The organism is Campylobacter concisus, from assembly GCF_902460545.1.
GTDB lineage: Bacteria > Campylobacterota > Campylobacteria > Campylobacterales > Campylobacteraceae > Campylobacter_A > Campylobacter_A concisus_AE.
Map to the genome: position 1 here is coordinate 180,798 of NZ_CABPUE010000001.1, position 17,285 is coordinate 198,082.

Sequence of the window (17,285 nt, forward strand, 5' to 3'; positions counted from 1 at the left end):
GAGAATGCTATGAACTTTACTCCACTTTTTGCAATATTTTTTATAATCGCAACTGGTTTTTTTGCTAAAAAAGTCGGCATTGTTGAGCAAAAACATTCTATCCCATTTGTGGATTTTGTCCTTTGTTTTGCAATGCCTGCGCTAATCTTTGACAAAATTTACCACGTAAATGTCGATGCCTCGCTTATAAACACGATCCTTATCGGCTTTGCTTCAACCGCCATTAGCGCCGCTTTGGCATTTGTCATAGGCAGGGTTTTTAAATTTACCAAAATAACAACCGTCAGTATGGTCATGCTAAGCCTTTTTGGTAACACCCTATTTGTCGGTATGCCTGTCATTCAGGGCTTCTTTGGCGATGCGATGGTAAATGAAGTCATCTTTTACGATCAAATAGCCACTGGTATCCCACTTTCGATCCTTGGGCCACTTATCCTCTCTTTTGCTGCACCAGAGAAGGTTTCACTATTTCAAAATACGATGAAAATTTTAAAATTTCCACCATTTATAGCGCTTATCATGGGTCTTATCTTAAAAGAAGTCCCGCTTCCAGATTTTATCTTTGCGCCACTTAGGATGTTTGAAGGCAGCGTCACTCCAGTAGCACTTTTTGCGATCGGTGTTGGCCTTAACTTTAGTAGCATCACAAGCTCATATAAAGGCGTTAGCGTCGTGCTTTTGTGCAAGATGATCTTACCAGCTATCGTATTTTTCATCATATTGAAAGTCTCAGGTATCCAGATGAGCAAAACTTGGGTCGTTGGTCTCTTTCAATGTGCGATGCCGACATCAGCCCTTGCAAGTGCGATGGTCATAAAAGCTGGACTTGATAGCTCGCTAGCCATCTCATCAGTGGCCATAGGCGTGCTATTTTCATTTATCACGCTTCCAGTTATATATTTTGTATTTGCGTAAATTCACGCTCACTTAACACTAAAGAGATAGTATTTCATCATATTTCATTTAAAGGAGACGTTATGAAGAAATTACTACTAGTTGCACTTGGTGCTATGTTTATGCTTGGTGGTCTTGCAAATGCTACTGAAATGATGAAAAAAGATGACATGGGCAAAGACGAGATGATGAAGAAAGAGCAGATGATGAAAGATGACATGGGCAAAAAACCCATGGTAAAAAAAGATGAGATGAAAAAAGACGACATGGGCATGAAAGACGAAATGAAAAAAGACGACATGGGTATGAAAAAAGACGAAATGAAAAAAGGCATGTAAAGGTGCTTAATGGTTAGAATTTTGCTCGTTGAAGATGATGAAATTTTACTTGATCTCATCAGTGAGTATCTAGTTGAAAATGGCTATGAGGTCACTACTTCAGATAACGCCAAAGAAGCGCTTGATCTCGCCTACGAGCAAAATTTCGACCTGCTTATACTTGACGTCAAACTCCCACAAGGAGATGGCTTTTCACTTCTTTCTTCCTTAAGAGAGCTAGGTGTTAGCGCACCTAGCATCTTTACCACGTCACTAAATACCATTGATGATCTTGAAAAAGGCTACAAAAGTGGTTGCGACGACTATCTAAAAAAGCCATTTGAGCTAAAAGAGCTACTTATCCGCATACAAGCGCTTCTAAAGAGAAATTTCTCACATCACAGTGGCGATGTGATCAAAATTTCAGATGAGCTTAGCTTTCATACGCAGAGCAAGACACTAAGCAAAGATGGTAAAAATGTAAATATCTCGAGTAAAGAGAGCGACCTACTCGCCCTATTTTTACAAAACAAAGGCAAAATTTTAACCAAAGATGAAATTTTTAATAAAATTTGGAAATTTGACGAGGAGCCAAGCGAACTTAGCCTTCGTGTCTATATCAAAAATTTACGCCAAATTTTAGGCAAAGATGCCATTTTAAATAGGCGTGGAGACGGCTACGTCTATGTCTGAAAAAACGCAAATTTTATTTAAAATTTTATCCCTTTATCTTGTTAGCTCCGTGCTATTTTTAGGATATTTTTTCATCAATGACTACAAAAATAAAAAAGAAGCGCTCATTTTAAACGAGGTTAAGAGCCTAAAAGAGATAAAAATGGGCATTTACATGAAAGCTAGAATGAATGGACTTGACTCAATTTCAAGTCTAACAAAAGAAAAAGGCGTGCATGCTTGCATCGTGCTAAACAATGGCGAGAAAATTTATAAAGACTTTGACTGCCAAAAGATCGACAAAAGCAAAAATGTAAATTTGATCGGCGGCAAGGTCGCGATATTTGAAAAGATCCAGTACATGGACGACAACACCACAGACGAGCTCTCACACGCAGATATTTTTCTAGTTGGCAAAGATATCAAGGCTGAAATTTTATCTTTACAAATTTCAACCACGCTAAAGGCACTCTTTTTCTTTTTTGCACTGCTCTTTGTCGCCTTTTACCTAGCAAAACTAAGCCTAAGACCGCTTTATGAAAAGATAGATACGCTAAACCGCTTTATAAAAGACTCAACACACGAGATAAACACACCTCTAAGCGTCATCTCGATGAGCATAGAAACGGCCGATCTTGACAACCTAAATGAGCGAAATTTAAAGCGTTTTAACAACATTAGCCTTGCCGCAAAGAGCCTAAATAACATCTATGACGCACTCGTTAATCTAAGCTTTAACCTAGATAAGCCTGGCAAAAAAGAGCTCATAGACCTAAATTTACTAACCAAACAAAGGCTAAACTACTTCTCGCCATTTTTTGCCAAACGTGGACTTAAGATAGATGCCAGCCTAAAGCCCAGCTTCATAAACGCAGACCTTGAGGATATGAGCAAAATTTTAGATAATCTCCTAAGTAATGCCGCAAAATACGCAGCGCAAAATTCAGAAGTACGCATCGTTTTAGAGCCAAATTTCTTTAGCATAAGTAACCTTGGGCATGGTATCAGCAAAGAGCAGCAACTTCAAATTTTTGATCGCTACACGAGATTTAACAACGATCAGGGTGGCTTTGGCATAGGACTAAGTCTAGTAAAAAGCTGCTGCATAAAAAATGGTATCAAAGTAAAGTGCCAAAGCGAACTTGGCAAAGAAACTACTTTTTCACTTTCTTGGAAAGACTAAATCCAAAATTTCTCATATTAGATAATAAATTTTATTAAAAAAGATAATTTATAGCAAAAATTTATTTTTGATAAATTTTATTAATATTATAATCCTTTTACAAAATCTTAATCGAGGAGAAAAGTATGAAGTTACTAGAAAAATATGGGCTTTTCATAAATGGTGAGTGGCGCGACGCAAAAGACGGCGCTACCCTTGATGCTAAAAATCCAGCAAACGGCGAGCACCTTGCAAAGATCGCAGATGCGACTGAAGAAGATGTAAATGACGCTGTACGTGCTGCACGTGAGGCTTTTAAGAAATTTAAACACACTACAATTAGCGAGCGAGCAAAGCTGCTAAACAAGATCGCTGACATCATTGATGAGCACAAAGAGCACCTCGCAAAAGTTGAGAGCATGGACAACGGCAAGCCGATCCGTGAGACGCTAAATGTCGATATTCCTTTTGCAGCCGAGCATTTTAGGTACTTTGCTGGCGTTATCATGGGCGAAGAAGGCAGCGCAAATGTGCTTGACGAGAAGCAACTCTCTATCGTTTTACGCGAACCAATAGGCGTTGTAGGTCAGATCGTGCCTTGGAATTTTCCATTTTTAATGGCAGCTTGGAAGCTAGCTCCAGTGATCGCAGCAGGAGATGCTAGCGTATTTAAGCCTTCAAGCGAGACAAGTCTAAGTGTGCTTGAGTTATTTAGACTGATAGATAAAATTTTGCCAAAAGGTTTAATAAACATAGTAACCGGCAGAGGCAGCAAGAGTGGCGAGTGGATCAAAAACCACCCAGGACTTGACAAGCTAGCATTTACTGGCTCAACCGAGATCGGCCGCGATATCGCCATAGCTGCGGCTCGTCGTATCATCCCAGCCACACTTGAGCTTGGCGGAAAGAGCGCAAATATCTTCTTTAGCGACGCAAATTTAGACAAGGCACTTGACGGCCTTCAGCTTGGAATACTATTTAACCAAGGTCAAGTTTGCTGCGCGGGATCGAGAATTTTCGTAGAAGAGAGCTTTTATGACAAATTTATAGAGGCTGCGGCTAAGAAATTTAGCACCATAAAAGTTGGCGATCCGCTAGATCCTAGCACTCAAATGGGCTCTCAGATCAATAAAAAACAAGCCGAGCAAATCTTAAACTACGTCGAGATCGGCAAAAAAGAAGGTGCAAAAGTAGCAGTCGGTGGCAAAGCCTACACAGCAAATGGTTGCGACAAGGGCGCATTTGTCGAGCCAACACTGCTAGTTGATGTGACAAATGATATGAGAGTGGCTCAAGAAGAAATTTTTGGTCCAGTTGGCGTTGTCATCAAATTTAAAGATGAAGCCGAACTTATCAAAATGGTAAATGACAGCGAATACGGCCTTGGTGGCGGAATTTTCACGCAAGACATCACAAAAGCACTTCGCGTGGCAAGGTCTATGGAGACTGGCAGAGTCTGGATCAACACCTATAACCAAATCCCAGCAGGCAGCCCATTTGGCGGATATAAAAACTCAGGTATCGGCCGCGAAACTCACAAAATCATCCTTGAGCACTACACTCAAATGAAAAACATCATGATTGATCTAACCGGCAAGGTTAGCGGCTTTTACGCACAATGATTTTAGGGAGCTTAGGCTCCCTTCTGCTTTAAATTCCTTAAATTTTAAATATTTTTTACTAGGTTTTAACTTTATATATCGCTAGCATTACGCCAATATAGTACAGCTATACAAAAGTGTTTTCTTAACACTACATTTTTAAGTTTAATAGACTAAAATTTGGCACAAAGGAGAAAAATTGAGCAAGCAAATTTATATCATAGGCGATGTGCACGGCTGTTTTAATACACTTTTAGAGCTTATCAAGCAGTTTCCAGACAAAGAAAAATCACAAATTTGCTTTGTCGGAGATGTGATAGATCGGGGGCTTTTTAGTTGCGATGTAGTCGAGCTTATCATACAAAATAACTATAAAATGGTAATGGGAAATCACGAAAGAAGGTTATTAAGCAATAAATATGAATTTTTAAACAACCAAGCACCATTTGACACGAGTTGGTTTTTCAACAATGGTGGTGTGGCGACATATGGATCATACCTTGGCCAAAGTGTGGGGTTCAAGCAAAGGCATATTGATTTTTTAGATCAAAGGCCAGTTTATCTGGAGTTTAAAGAGTGTAAAAACCAAAATGGCGAGCATTTGGTCGTTTCCCACTCGGCCGTTGGTAAATTTTGGGGCTTAAGAGATGATGATAGCTCAAGAGATGAGTTTAGAAGGCATGTACTATCAGACAGAGGCGATATGGCGCAAGTTGAAGGCATATTTAACGTCTACGGACACACCCCAGTGCGTGAGGCTAAGCTCTATACAAATAGCGCAAATATCGATACGGGATGTGTTTTTGACAAAGAAGGATATGATAAGCTAAGCGCCTTAGAATTTCCATCGATGAAAATTTATACGCAAAAAAATGTTGAAAAATTTAATAAACAAGGATAAAAAATGTGGTTTTCTAAAAAGAGCTCTAGCTTTGTAAGCAGAGTTGATAAATTTTGGAGCGAGTTTGGCAAAAATTTAGATGCCATCAAACAAAATTTAGAAGATAAAAATTTTGAAGCTGCAAGCAAAATGACCGAAGAAGCGCTAAATTTATGTTTAGTTGATCCAACTTTTATGATAGGCCTTATTGATGGAAAGATCGATCTAGTACTCACTCCAGAAGGACTTAAACATAGGCTTTTCTGGCTTAAATTTATAAAATCTCGCATGCCAAAAGAACTAGAAGCCAAGCTTACATGCACACTTGGTAAGCCACGTGCACCACGCAATGTCGCTACTATACAGATGTATGGCGTAAGTGTTGATGCAAACGACGTCATGGTCTATGCAAATTTTAACGACAAAAGTGTAGATATGTGTCTCTACAACGAAACTCTAAGCAAGCTTAAAAGCGAAGATGAAAATAAGGCTTATACATTATCGCTCATACTTTGTGACAACGTAGTTGGTGAGATGATCATGATAAATATGCTTGGAGAGTTTGAGATAATAGACGAACCAAGAGAAAAAGGCGTGCCACTGATCGACTTTGCCGATCTTATAGATGAAAAATTTGGTAAAGAAGCCTCAAACGAGCCGCTTAAGAATTTTATGGTCTATGAGCTAGAGCCTCGCTCAAACAAGCTACGTGACGACATCTTTACAGGATTTACATCTCTTAGCGAGTTACTAAATGAGTACTACGACGGCGCAAGCGATACTTATAACGAAGCTTTTGAGCTTGGTATAAATTTTTGCTTTTTAGCCATATCTCACGGTGGCGACATACAGTTTGGCGTTGATAGCAAAAACAAAATTTCAGATGCGCTAAAAGAGAGTGAAATTTGTGAGATCATAGGTGAAGCAAATGGCGAGATGCGATCTTACATAGATCTTATCTGCTTTGACAAAGACGAGCTAGAGAAAAAGGCTAAAGAATTTAGCAAAGAACTTGGCGTAAAGATAGAAATTTGCGAGTTTAAACGCTGATTTTACATAAGATTTTACATAAAATAATATAAATCACGCTAGCTGGTGTGAACTATTAAATTTATCTTTTAAATTTTGAGCTGTTTGAGAGATAAGCGCAAAGCTTTAGCCCATATAAAAAGATGATCCACGAGATGTAGATCCAGACAAAGAAGAAAAGCACTGCTGAAAACGAGCCATAAACGCTTAGATAGGTTTTATTATAAAGGACATAATAGACAAAGGCCGACTTGCCAATATACCAAACGAGCGAAGCGGCAAATGAGCTAAAAAATGCACTTTTAAACTTTATCTCGTCATTTACTGAGATGAGATATGTGATGCAAAATATCACCCAAATGATGAGATATGGGAATATGCTCAAAAAATTTATCGAGTTTGTGATCACGTTTGAGTTTAGCATCTCTTGAATGAGGCTTGAAAGATAAAAACTACCAGCAAGACCAAGTGGCGCGAGCGTGATAAGAGTCCAATACGAGCTAAGTGCTGACCAAAATCCTCTAGCCTTACTTGCACGTGTCACTTTTAAAACTACATATTCATAGTCGCTAAAAAACATGGCTGATGTAAATATCATCGCTACAAAGCCAACTAAGCCTAAATTTCCGCTATTTTTTAAGAAATTTTGCAAATAGTTTGAGATGATCTCTTGGTTACTTGGCAAAAGAGCCGAAAATATAAAGTCCTGAATTTTGGAGTAATAATCCTCAAAACTAGGCAGTTTTGTAAAGATAGAAAACGATATAAGAAGTATCGGAATGATCGATAAAATCGTATGAAAACTAAGGCTTGAAGCGTAGTGAAAGAGCTCTTTGTCCTTAAGCGTTGGGAGCAAATTTAAAAACTCCTTTAAATTTTGCTTACTTAAGGACAAACGGCTCATTTATCAGTTATCTTCTTCAAAAAGTTTTTCGTAGTGAGCGTCGTAGTTGTTGATGTGCTCACTATTTAGCTTCCAAAACACAGTGTCTATATCGCTAACTCTTGTATAAAATGGTAGCTGATAGTACTCAACCTCGCCACTTTTAAATTCTTTTAGCACTTTAAAGCTTTGGCAATCAGCAAAAACGCTCCTGCCATCCATTGCTATGAAAATTAAACCAGCTGCACTTTGAGCACACATCTTTCTAAAGTCATCTCTGCTTGGATTTGGCTTGTACTCGTAGCTTAGATATGCTCCAATAAGATCTGGATGGATAAATATCATATTTGGAAACGCAGATGTGATCTCTTCGTAAATTTCTTTATTTGGCACGATGATTAATGAGCGGTTATAAAGATAGTTTAGCACGACCATATCGCCATTTGCAGGTGCAATGCCTGGAAGCGGGAGCGCCTTTTGCTCAAGTAGATCAAACACCTCAAATCTAATCTTAGCAAAGCCAGAATTTTTTGAGATAACGCTAACTCTTGCGATGATAGAGCTATCAGTGTCAAATTTATGAAGCACAACACCACTTGAGCCGATTAAAATTTCTGGACTATCAACTATCGTCGCTGTGCCATCACTATCGACGCTAATTATAGGAGTTCTATACTCATTTAAAGAAAAATCAGCCCCAAAAGCAAAGCCAAAAACTAGCGATAAAATCACAAATATACGTTTCAAAAATATCTCCTAAGTTTAAATTTTTAGAGCGATTATAGCCTAAAATGCTTTATCTTTTGCAAAATTAAAGCAAGTTTTAGTTAAAATCCCACCAGCTTTTTAAAAGGACATTAATGCCTCGTATTTTTATAATTTTTGCAATATTATCTATAAATTTATACGCTATAAAGCCAAGTGTCGACGAGCTTAGCTGGCCAAATGGAAGTAACTTCTTAAATTTCTTAGAGACAAACAAAATCCCACTTTCACTTTACTATAACTTAGCAACCGAAGATCAAGAACTAACAGAAGAGATCATCGCTGGCACAAAGTATCAAATTTATAAAGACGACAACGGCAATACCAAACAAGTACTAATCCCTGTTAGTGACGAGCTTCAAATGCATATTTTTAGAGATGACAATGATAAATTTAAGCTCGAATTTCTTCCTATCTCTTATCAAAGTGAAGATAAATTTTTAGCTTTAAAGGTCGATAAATCGGTCTCCGAAGATATTTTTGACTATACTGGCTCTGGCACGTTAGCTCTTGGCTTTAAAGAAATTTTTAAAGGAAGTGGCATTGATTTTAAAAAGATAAACAAAGGCGATACGATCGCTATCGTTTATAATCAAAAAATACGCATGGGCCGCTCTTTTGGTACTCCAGAAATTTATGCTGCGATGATAGAAACAAAAAATAAACGATACATTATGTATAAATTTGAAGATAAATTTTATGATAAAAACGGCAAGAAAAATGATAAATTTTTACTAGTCCGCCCTCTTGCAAACGCTAGAATCACATCAGCTTTTACCCTAAAAAGATGGCACCCTATTCTTCAAAGATATAGAGCACACCTTGGCGTTGACTACGGTGCTCCAAAAGGAACACCAATCAAAGCTGCAGGCGATGGCACGGTTAAATTTGTCGGACAAAAAAGCGGATATGGCAGAACCGTCATCATCTCTCACGCTGGTGGCTACGAGACGCTTTATGCTCATCTAAATGGCTTTGCTAAAGGCATAAAAGGCGGTCTAAAAGTCAAGCAAGGCACGCTTATAGCCTACGTTGGCACAAGCGGTATGAGCACAGGACCACATCTACATTTTGGTCTTTATAGAGACAATAAGCCTATCAATCCAGAAAGTGCAATAAAGGTCGTTAAAAGCCTAGAGGATAAGAAAGAATCAGCTAAATTTAAAGCAGTTGTTAGCAAAAATGACGAGCTAATAAAAAATGCTTTAAGTAATGAAAAAGGGTACCACAAAGTGGAATTTTTCCCTAACGTAATAGAATTTTAAAGGCAAATTTTGAATCAAGAACTAGATGAAGCAAAAGAGCTGATAGATCAGCATTTAAATGAAAATTTAGAAGACAATGAACTCTCGCCTTACGAGCTAGCCCAGCACCTAAAAACACTTAAAAAGCACGACGAAGAGCTTTTTGCTCACTATCTTGAAAAGCTAGATCCTGAAATTTTAGGCGACGTTGCTATCGAATTACCTGATCACATGCTAAAAGATGTGATCGAACAACTACCAGCTGAAAAAATCGTAGAAGCACTTGAAGAGCTAGAGAGCGATGATGCGACTGATTTGCTTCAATACATCGAGGATATCGACGAAGATAAAGCTAGAGAGCTCTTTAACGAACTTGATAGAGAAAACCAAAATGAAATTTTAAGACTTAGAAGCTACGAAGAAGATAGAGCCGGTGCGCACATGCAAACAGAGCTTTTTTCGGCTCACCTTGAAGAAAAGCTTGGCAATGCAGTAGCAAGACTTAGACGAGAAAAGCAAGAAGGCAAGCTAGAAAATATCTCTCAGCTTTTTATCATCGATAAAAATGGCGTTTTACAATACGCTATCCCACTTGAAGATCTTATACTTTTTGATTTTACAAAGACGCTAAAGCAAAATATCGAGTCAGCACAGATCGATCATTACAAGCCACATGTTGCAAATGATATGGACCTTATGCAAAATGTTGCCGATATGTTTCAAGAGTACGATCTAAACGTTATTGCAGTTACAAGTAGCACTGGAATTTTACTTGGTCGTATCACGTCTGATGACATCCACGACTACATTCAAGAGAGTGCAACTGAGCAAATTTATAACCTGGCCGGCGTTGATGACGAGTCAGAAGAGGACGATACACTTTTTAAGGCTGGTCGTGGTCGTGCGGTTTGGCTTGGCGTAAATTTACTAACAGCTCTTTTTAGCTCATCCATAATCGGACTTTTCGATGAGACAATCGCAGCCTACGTCGCTCTTGCTGTTTTAATGCCAATAGTTGCGTCAATGGGTGGAAATACCGGCACACAAGCGCTTGCCGTTACGGTTCGTCGATTGGCACTTGGCGAGATAGAGTTTAAAGATGCCAAAAATGTATTAAAACGTGAGGTTAGTATTTCACTCATAAATGGACTAATCTTTGGTGTGGTAATGGGCATAATCGCCTCTGTTTGGTTTGACAAAGGTATGCTTGGCGTTGTTATTGGGCTTAGCATGGTTACGAATTTATTCTTTGCTGGCTTTTTTGGCACGATCATACCTTTGACGCTAAGGCGCTTTAACATAGATCCTGCAGTCGGCTCAGCCGTCATTCTTACTACTTTTACTGATGCGATAGGATTTTTTAGCTTTTTAGGACTTGCAAAATGGGTACTACTATAACTAATTTAGATATTCTGCCTCTTGATGAGTCAAAATACCTAAAGCCATTTAAGATGAAATTTATGCAAAATGGTGTTCAAAGAGATTGGGACTGCGTAAAAGTGATGAATAGCGTTAGTATTTTTTTATATCACGAGCAAAAAGATGCCTTTTTGTTTGTAAAGCAGTTTCGCCCGGCTGTTTGGTACTCGCAAGAGAAAGAAGGCATCAAAACAAATGAGCAAGGCTTTACTTATGAGCTTTGCGCAGGCCTTATGGATAAAGGACTTAGCGAAGAGCAAACAGCCAGAGAAGAAGCGATCGAAGAAGTGGGCTATGAGCTAAAAGAGATAGAGCGTATCACGATGACATACGGTGCTTTTGGCTTTGGAGGCAATATGCAAACGATGTTTTACGCAAAGATCGATGAGAGCATGAAGGTAAATTCTGGCGGTGGCGTCGATGGCGAAGATATCGAGCTTGTTTTCATAAAACGAGAAGATATGATGAAATTTGCCTTTGACGAGAGCAAAGTCAAGGGCTTTGGGCTCATCTTTGCTTATTTGTGGTGGGAGAAATTTAAAAGCTAAAACGATATCTTTTTAATAAGCGCAAAAACAACGACTGCCACTAAAAAGATACCAACCAATATCACATAATCAGACATAACAAGCCTTTAAATTTAAGTTTTGGCTTATTGTAACCAAAAATTTAAATAAAGTAAGAACTTTATAACCGCACATATCATAAAATAACTCAAAAACGCACAAGGAGAAGATGATGAGCGAAAATGGAACTCTTTTTATAAACCGAGAATTAAGCTGGCTACGCTTTAATTCAAGGGTACTCGCTCAGTGTGAAAAGGAAATTCCTTTACTTGAAAAGCTAAAATTTATAGCCATTTACATGACAAATCTAGACGAGTTTTATATGATCAGAGTCGCTGGCTTAAAGCAGCTTTTCGCAGCTGGAGCTACCACAAGCAGTGGCGATGGCATGAGCCCACTTGATCAGCTAAGAGAGATTAGAAAATATTTACAAAATGAGCAAAATTTAGTAGAAGATCACTATAAAAAAACAGTAAATGCTCTTAGTAAAGAGGGGCTTTTTATAAAAAATTATGACGAGCTTGATGATAGTTTGAAACAAAAGTGCGACGAATACTTTTTCTCAAATATCTTGCCAGTCATCGTTCCTATCGCTGTCGATGCAACTCATCCATTTCCGCACCTAAACAACCTTAGCTTCTCGCTTGCAGTTAAGCTTGCCGATATCGAACATCCAGAAATTTTAAAATATGGCATGATAAGAATTTCAAGAGTCCTGCCACGTTTTACACAGCCAAGTAGCAATGTTTTTGTGCCGATTGAAACGATCGTACATCGCCACGCAGAAGAAATTTTTCCAGGGTATAAGCTACTTAGCTCGGCTGCTTTTAGAGTGACGAGAAACGCTGATATCGTCATAGAAGAAGAAGAGGCAGATGATTTTATGATGATACTTGAGCAAGGGCTAAAGCTTCGCAGAAAAGGGGCTTTTGTTCGTATGCAAATCGATAAAAACGTAGACGCTGATATCTTGGACTTCTTAAATTTTCATATGAAAATTTTTCATAAAGATGTCTATTTTTCAAGCATTCCGCTCACTCTTAGCTCACTTTGGGAGATAGCTGGAAGTAAAAATTTTACCCACCTAGCAAATGCGCCTTACGTTCCAAAAACGCTACCACCATTTGGCAATGGCATATCTGTGTTTGACGCCATAGATAAAGAAGATGTACTCTTAGTGCATCCATTTGAGAGCTTTGATCCAGTCGTTAGCTTTATAAAAGAGGCCAGCAAAGATCCAAAAGTAATATCTATTCGAATGACACTTTATAGAGTCGATAAAAGTTCACCAATAATTCAAAGTCTAATAGACGCCGCAAGTGACGGTAAACAAGTAACTGTGATGGTTGAGCTAAAAGCAAGGTTTGATGAGGAAAATAACCTACACTGGGCAAAGGCACTTGAAGACGCAGGCGCGCATGTGATATATGGCATCACAGGCTTTAAGGTGCATGCAAAAGTTAGCCAGGTCATCCGCCAAATCGGCGATAAGCTTAAATTTTATATGCACTTTGGCACAGGTAACTACAACGGCAGTTCGGCTAAAATTTATACTGACGTTAGTCTATTTACGAGCAAAGAAGAATTTAGCCAGGATACGACTTCATTTTTCCACATCCTCTCAGGATATAATAAAAATCGCCGTCTAAACGCTCTTAGCATGTCGCCTTTTCAGATAAAAGAGCGCATTATAGAAAAGATAAGAGTGGAAGCTAGCAAAGGCAGCGAGGGCAGGATCATTGCCAAAATGAATGCGCTAATCGATGAAGATGTGATAAATGAGCTTAGCCGCGCATCAAACGCGGGCGTGAAGATCGATCTCATAGTTCGTGGTGTGTGCGGACTAAGGCCTGGCATAAAAAACAAAAGTGAAAATATAAAAGTTCGCTCTATCATCGGTAAATACTTAGAGCATGCTAGAATTTTATACTTTAAACATGCTCAGCCAAAAATTTATATCTCAAGTGCTGACTGGATGCCGAGAAATTTAGAGCGTCGCTTAGAGCTTATGACACCTATCTTTGAGCCAAGACTTCAAGAGAGACTACTTGAAATTTTAGAGCTTCAGCTAAGCGATAACGATCTAGCATTTGAGCTACAAAATAGCGGTGAATACGTAAAAGTAGCAAGAAGTGAAAATGAAAAAGTAATATCTTGCCACGAAGTTTTGGAAAATTATATATCTAAAATTTACAAATCCGTAAAAAAAGATACAGATAAAGCAAAAGCCGATATGCTCGCAAGCAAGCTCTTAAAAGAGAGCTAAAAATAAATTAAGCTTTTAGACCTAGTCTAAAAGCTATTTTTTAATCAGCATAAAAAGCACTAGCATTTGATTAAGTAAATATTATTAAAAATTTTAAATCCACAACAAAAAGCAAAATTCATAAACTTACTTGAGCACCTCAAAGCTAGCCAAATATTTCAAATTTTTTAAATAACTCTGGCTCATCTTTTACTATGCCGCGTTTAATTAGATCAGCAACTACTTCGCGGTCACAATCCGTTTGCAACGGCCAGCCACGCGTATATCCCTCTAGCTCGTCCTTGCTCGTCGCATCTACGCAGAAATTTTCACCATCTATGAAAATATCACGTAAAGCATCAATATTATTTGTCACACGCCAAAGTAGCATATATGGGTTTTCAAGGTGATTTTGCATATCCACAACGATAAGGAGTTTGAAAAAATCTCTAAATGTCAAAAGCTTAGAAAATAGCTCTTTTACCACACAATCTTTTTCAAATTTCACCACGCAAATAGGCGTTTTGGTATCCGTTTTAAACTGCTTAAGCTCTTTTACGTTTGGCGTAACGCTTTGAAATTTAGCCAAAAGCTCACTGTCACTTAAAACCACAGGGCTAAATTTACAAAAGTCTTGCGTCGCATCTACACCGAGTTTGCCACCAAAACACGAATTTGGACTAGCATGATCAAGCTGATCGCACACACCTTGGCTTATTAGCACACTCTGACTACCAAAACGATTTAGAACAAAGCTAGTAAATTCATCATAATCTTTAAGCTCAGGCGCATCGGCTCTAACAAAAATGGCATGTTTTACAAAGCTCATCTGCCCAACGCCCCAAAATGCGTGCATGGCCTGCTTTGCATGAGCTGGATAGAGCGTATTTATCTTAGCTAAGATTAGGTTGTGAAAAACGCCATTTTCAGGCATATTGTAGTCCAGTAGTTCAGGCACGGTCGTTCGCAAAAGCGGCAAAAAAACTCGCTCAGTCGCCCAGCCCATATATTTATCCTCAAGTGGCGGCTTTCCAACCACAGTTGCGTGAAATACTGGCTCATGCTTGCTAGTTATCGCCGTTACATCCATCACCGGAAAAGGCTCGATAGGCGTATAAAAGCCAGTATGATCGCCAAATGGGCCTTCAAGCTCACACTTAGCCGTATCCACAAAGCCCTCTATTACGTAGTCTGCATCGTGCGGGATATAAATTTCATTTGTTAAGGATTTTACAAGTTTGGCTGGCTCTTTGCGGATAAAACCATAAAGCAAAAGTTCAAAAATTCCCTTTGGAAGCGGCGCTTGGCCGCACCAAATATAAAGTGGATCACCACCAATGGCTACAGAGACTGGCATTTTTTTGCCTGCACGCTTGTACTCGTGAAAGAAATTTGCACCGTCTTTGTGTATCTGCCAGTGCATGCCAAGGCGGCTTTTGTCATAAATTTGTAGTCTATACATACCTAAATTTTGCAAAGCGCCGTCCAAGCTTTGCGTATAAACCTGCCCCATCGTAATAAAAGCGCCACCATCATGTGTCCATGTTTTTAGTGCTGGAAGCGATAGCAAATCAGCATCTTCGCCTATAAATTTCACCTGCTGGCACTCACCCTCGCCTTTTAATCTCTTAGTGAAAATTTTTCTCATATTAAAAAGATAGGCTAAAAAATCAAGCTTTTCTTTGAAATTACGAGGTTTTCTGGGCTTTAAAAGCTTTTCTATCTCGGCTGCAATCTCATCAGGATTTAGCCCAAATATAAGCTCAAGTGCGCGTTTTGAGCCATAGATATTTGTAAGCACTGGGGCAAATTTACGCCCAGTTTTTTTGCAAACTGGGTTTTTAAAAAGTAACGCTTGCGAGCCCTCACGCTTGACCTCGATATAGCTTGCGTGTGCAATCTCAAGATCAATATATGTTGGCTCATCGATAACACGAAGTAGATTATTTTCTTTTAAAAGCTTGATGTAGTCCATATTTCGCCTTTTTGATTTTTGGGCGATTTTAGCCAAAAATAGCTGAAAAAGGCGAAGCAAAGCGGGTATTTATTATTTGCCGCACGCACCGATAGCTATCAGAGTATCGATCGCTGTTTCGGAAGCAGTCTTTGCGGTATTGCCTCGCCGTTTAAATAGACACAAGCACTAAATTTATACTCCATTGTCATAACGTCCGCAAACTAGCGCTCAACGCACAGCCACACATGGCCGGCATACTTACGTCTTTTCCAAAGTGATTCATTACAATTTTTTTAAACGCTAGATGGCATCGCAGTTTTAAAAACGGCAGTAAATTTTATTAATTACTTCGATATGCTACATTTTAGCAGTTTGCCAAATATCTCTTTGCTATATTTCATAAAGCGCTCGTTAAGTTGAACACCCTCTATATCAACGCTAATAACGCTATCTTGCACCTCAAAAATGATGCTCTTATCAGTGATCTTCACTCGCTTACAAGCGTTGTAGCAAACGTCGCCATTGCACTCAGCATATAGGCCGTTTATGTCGGCGTTTTCGTCGTCGCCCTTTTTTAGTTTGATCGGTCTTTGAAAGATTATGTAGTTTTTGTAGTCGTATTTGTCGTCTGCAAGACCGATCATATAGTAGTTGTCTTTGCTATTTTTAGTAGCGGTTAGGGCTTTTGCTTTAAATTTTAGCTCAAACACACTCTAAGCCATCTCTTCAGCGCGTTTTAAAAGCTCTTTTGCCCCTTTTTCTATAAATTTATGCGCTAGCTCCTTGCCGACACTTTGAAATTTATCTTTGCTAGTCTTTAAGCTATCTTTTATAAACTCACTTCCATCAGGCAGACCAACGATCGCATCGATAGAAATTTCATCGCCTTTTAGTCTTGCACTTATGCCTATTGGCACTTGGCAGCCACCCTCTAAAACGCTTACAAAATCACGCTCGATAGTCGTTTCTATAACCGCATTTTCATCGTTTAAAAAATCAATCTGCTCTAAAATTTGCTTCTCATCTCTAGCTTCTATTCCAAGAGCACCCTGCCCCATCGCAGGTATCATCTCGTCAAAGCCAAATGTGTAGATATGTGCCACTTCAGCCTTCAAATTTAGGCGGTTTATGCCAGCCATAGCCAAAATGATCGCGTCAAACTCACCCTCTTTTAGTTTTCTAAGTCTAGTTTGCACATTTCCACGAAGCGAGATAATCTCAAGATCAGGCCTCATGATAAGTAGCTGCATCTTGCGGCGTAGGCTCGTTGTGCCAACTTTCGCGCCATGTGGCAAGTCGCTAAATTTAGCAAATTTCTCACTTATCATCGCATCTCTGGTATCCTCACGTGAGCAAATGGCAGCTAGTTTAAGCCCTTCTGGAAAGACTACTGGCACGTCTTTTAGGCTATGCACTGCGATGTCAGTCTCGCCTTTTAGCATGCTATCTTCAAGCTCTTTTGTAAAAAGTCCCTTGCCACCGATCTTTGCAAGTGGCGTGTCAAGGATCACGTCGCCCTTTGTCTTCATGCCCTCAAGCACGACCTTCACGCCCTTGTGCTGCGCCTCGATCCTAGCCTTGATATGCTCGCTTTGCCAAAGTGCTAAGATGCTCTTTCTAGTTGCTATTTTTATCTCTTTCATCATCTCTC

The 17,285-nt window shown here is 39.1% G+C and carries 15 protein-coding genes and 1 pseudogene; 11 read left to right on the forward strand and 5 right to left on the reverse strand.

Annotation, left to right across the window (positions count from 1 at the left end; genetic code table 11):
• Positions 1 to 9: 9 nt before the first annotated feature.
• The 7 genes from FZ949_RS00865 (at position 10) to FZ949_RS00895 (ending at position 6,576) form a co-directional block, all read left to right on the forward strand.
• On the forward strand, positions 10 to 915 hold the full coding sequence (locus FZ949_RS00865) for an AEC family transporter (protein ID WP_021090876.1): 906 nt from the start codon (positions 10 to 12) through the stop codon (positions 913 to 915).
• Between the two features lie 62 nt (positions 916 to 977).
• The gene (locus FZ949_RS00870) at positions 978 to 1,232 is read left to right on the forward strand and encodes a hypothetical protein (protein ID WP_021090687.1); all 255 of its coding nucleotides are present in this window, start codon (positions 978 to 980) and stop codon (positions 1,230 to 1,232) included.
• Between the two features lie 9 nt (positions 1,233 to 1,241).
• Positions 1,242 to 1,904: a response regulator transcription factor gene (locus tag FZ949_RS00875; RefSeq protein WP_148790007.1), complete on the forward strand. Its 663-nt coding sequence runs from the start codon at positions 1,242 to 1,244 to the stop codon at positions 1,902 to 1,904.
• On the forward strand, positions 1,897 to 3,066 hold the full coding sequence (locus tag FZ949_RS00880) for a sensor histidine kinase (RefSeq protein WP_148790008.1): 1,170 nt from the start codon (positions 1,897 to 1,899) through the stop codon (positions 3,064 to 3,066). Before FZ949_RS00875 ends, FZ949_RS00880 begins: the two co-directional genes overlap by 8 nt.
• 125 nt (positions 3,067 to 3,191) lie before the next feature.
• Positions 3,192 to 4,667, forward strand: coding sequence for an aldehyde dehydrogenase family protein (locus FZ949_RS00885; protein ID WP_148790009.1), 1,476 nt, complete (start codon positions 3,192 to 3,194; stop codon positions 4,665 to 4,667).
• A gap of 178 nt (positions 4,668 to 4,845) precedes the next feature.
• Complete coding sequence (locus tag FZ949_RS00890; protein ID WP_103579622.1) at positions 4,846 to 5,547, forward strand: metallophosphoesterase; 702 nt, start codon at positions 4,846 to 4,848, stop codon at positions 5,545 to 5,547.
• A 3-nt stretch (positions 5,548 to 5,550) separates the two neighbouring features.
• A complete protein-coding gene (locus FZ949_RS00895) occupies positions 5,551 to 6,576 on the forward strand; it encodes a hypothetical protein (protein WP_148790010.1) in 1,026 nt (341 codons plus the stop codon).
• A 61-nt stretch (positions 6,577 to 6,637) separates the two neighbouring features.
• Here the strand turns inward: FZ949_RS00895 and FZ949_RS00900 are convergent, their stop codons facing one another.
• Complete coding sequence (locus tag FZ949_RS00900; protein ID WP_148790011.1) at positions 6,638 to 7,459, reverse strand: YihY family inner membrane protein; 822 nt, start codon at positions 7,457 to 7,459, stop codon at positions 6,638 to 6,640.
• A 3-nt stretch (positions 7,460 to 7,462) separates the two neighbouring features.
• Positions 7,463 to 8,185 (reverse strand): plasminogen-binding N-terminal domain-containing protein, encoded by a 723-nt coding sequence (locus FZ949_RS00905; RefSeq protein WP_054196506.1) that lies wholly within the window; start codon positions 8,183 to 8,185, stop codon positions 7,463 to 7,465.
• A gap of 113 nt (positions 8,186 to 8,298) precedes the next feature.
• On the opposite strand from FZ949_RS00905, the gene FZ949_RS00910 reads away from it, so the two are divergent.
• The 4 genes and pseudogenes from FZ949_RS00910 to FZ949_RS00925 form a co-directional block, all read left to right on the forward strand.
• Complete coding sequence (locus tag FZ949_RS00910; protein ID WP_103579618.1) at positions 8,299 to 9,468, forward strand: peptidoglycan DD-metalloendopeptidase family protein; 1,170 nt, start codon at positions 8,299 to 8,301, stop codon at positions 9,466 to 9,468.
• Positions 9,469 to 9,477: 9 nt separating this feature from the next.
• Positions 9,478 to 10,845, forward strand: a complete 1,368-nt coding sequence (mgtE, locus tag FZ949_RS00915; RefSeq protein WP_148790012.1) for a magnesium transporter — start codon at positions 9,478 to 9,480, stop codon at positions 10,843 to 10,845.
• Positions 10,830 to 11,414 (forward strand): NUDIX domain-containing protein, encoded by a 585-nt coding sequence (locus FZ949_RS00920; protein WP_148790013.1) that lies wholly within the window; start codon positions 10,830 to 10,832, stop codon positions 11,412 to 11,414. Before mgtE ends, FZ949_RS00920 begins: the two co-directional genes overlap by 16 nt.
• A 178-nt stretch (positions 11,415 to 11,592) precedes the next feature.
• A pseudogene (locus tag FZ949_RS00925) lies at positions 11,593 to 13,698 on the forward strand (RNA degradosome polyphosphate kinase); the annotation flags it as partial.
• Between the two features lie 145 nt (positions 13,699 to 13,843).
• Here the strand turns inward: FZ949_RS00925 and FZ949_RS00930 are convergent.
• The 3 genes from FZ949_RS00930 to hemC form a co-directional block, all read right to left on the reverse strand.
• Positions 13,844 to 15,652, reverse strand: coding sequence for a menaquinone biosynthesis decarboxylase (locus FZ949_RS00930; protein WP_148790014.1), 1,809 nt, complete (start codon positions 15,650 to 15,652; stop codon positions 13,844 to 13,846).
• Positions 15,653 to 15,978: 326 nt separating this feature from the next.
• Entirely contained in the window at positions 15,979 to 16,344 is a 366-nt protein-coding gene (locus FZ949_RS00935; protein WP_107952499.1) for an Imm10 family immunity protein, read from the reverse strand.
• Positions 16,345 to 16,347: 3 nt separating this feature from the next.
• Positions 16,348 to 17,277, reverse strand: a complete 930-nt coding sequence (hemC, locus tag FZ949_RS00940; RefSeq protein ID WP_107952501.1) for a hydroxymethylbilane synthase — start codon at positions 17,275 to 17,277, stop codon at positions 16,348 to 16,350.
• Positions 17,278 to 17,285 lie beyond the last annotated feature (8 nt).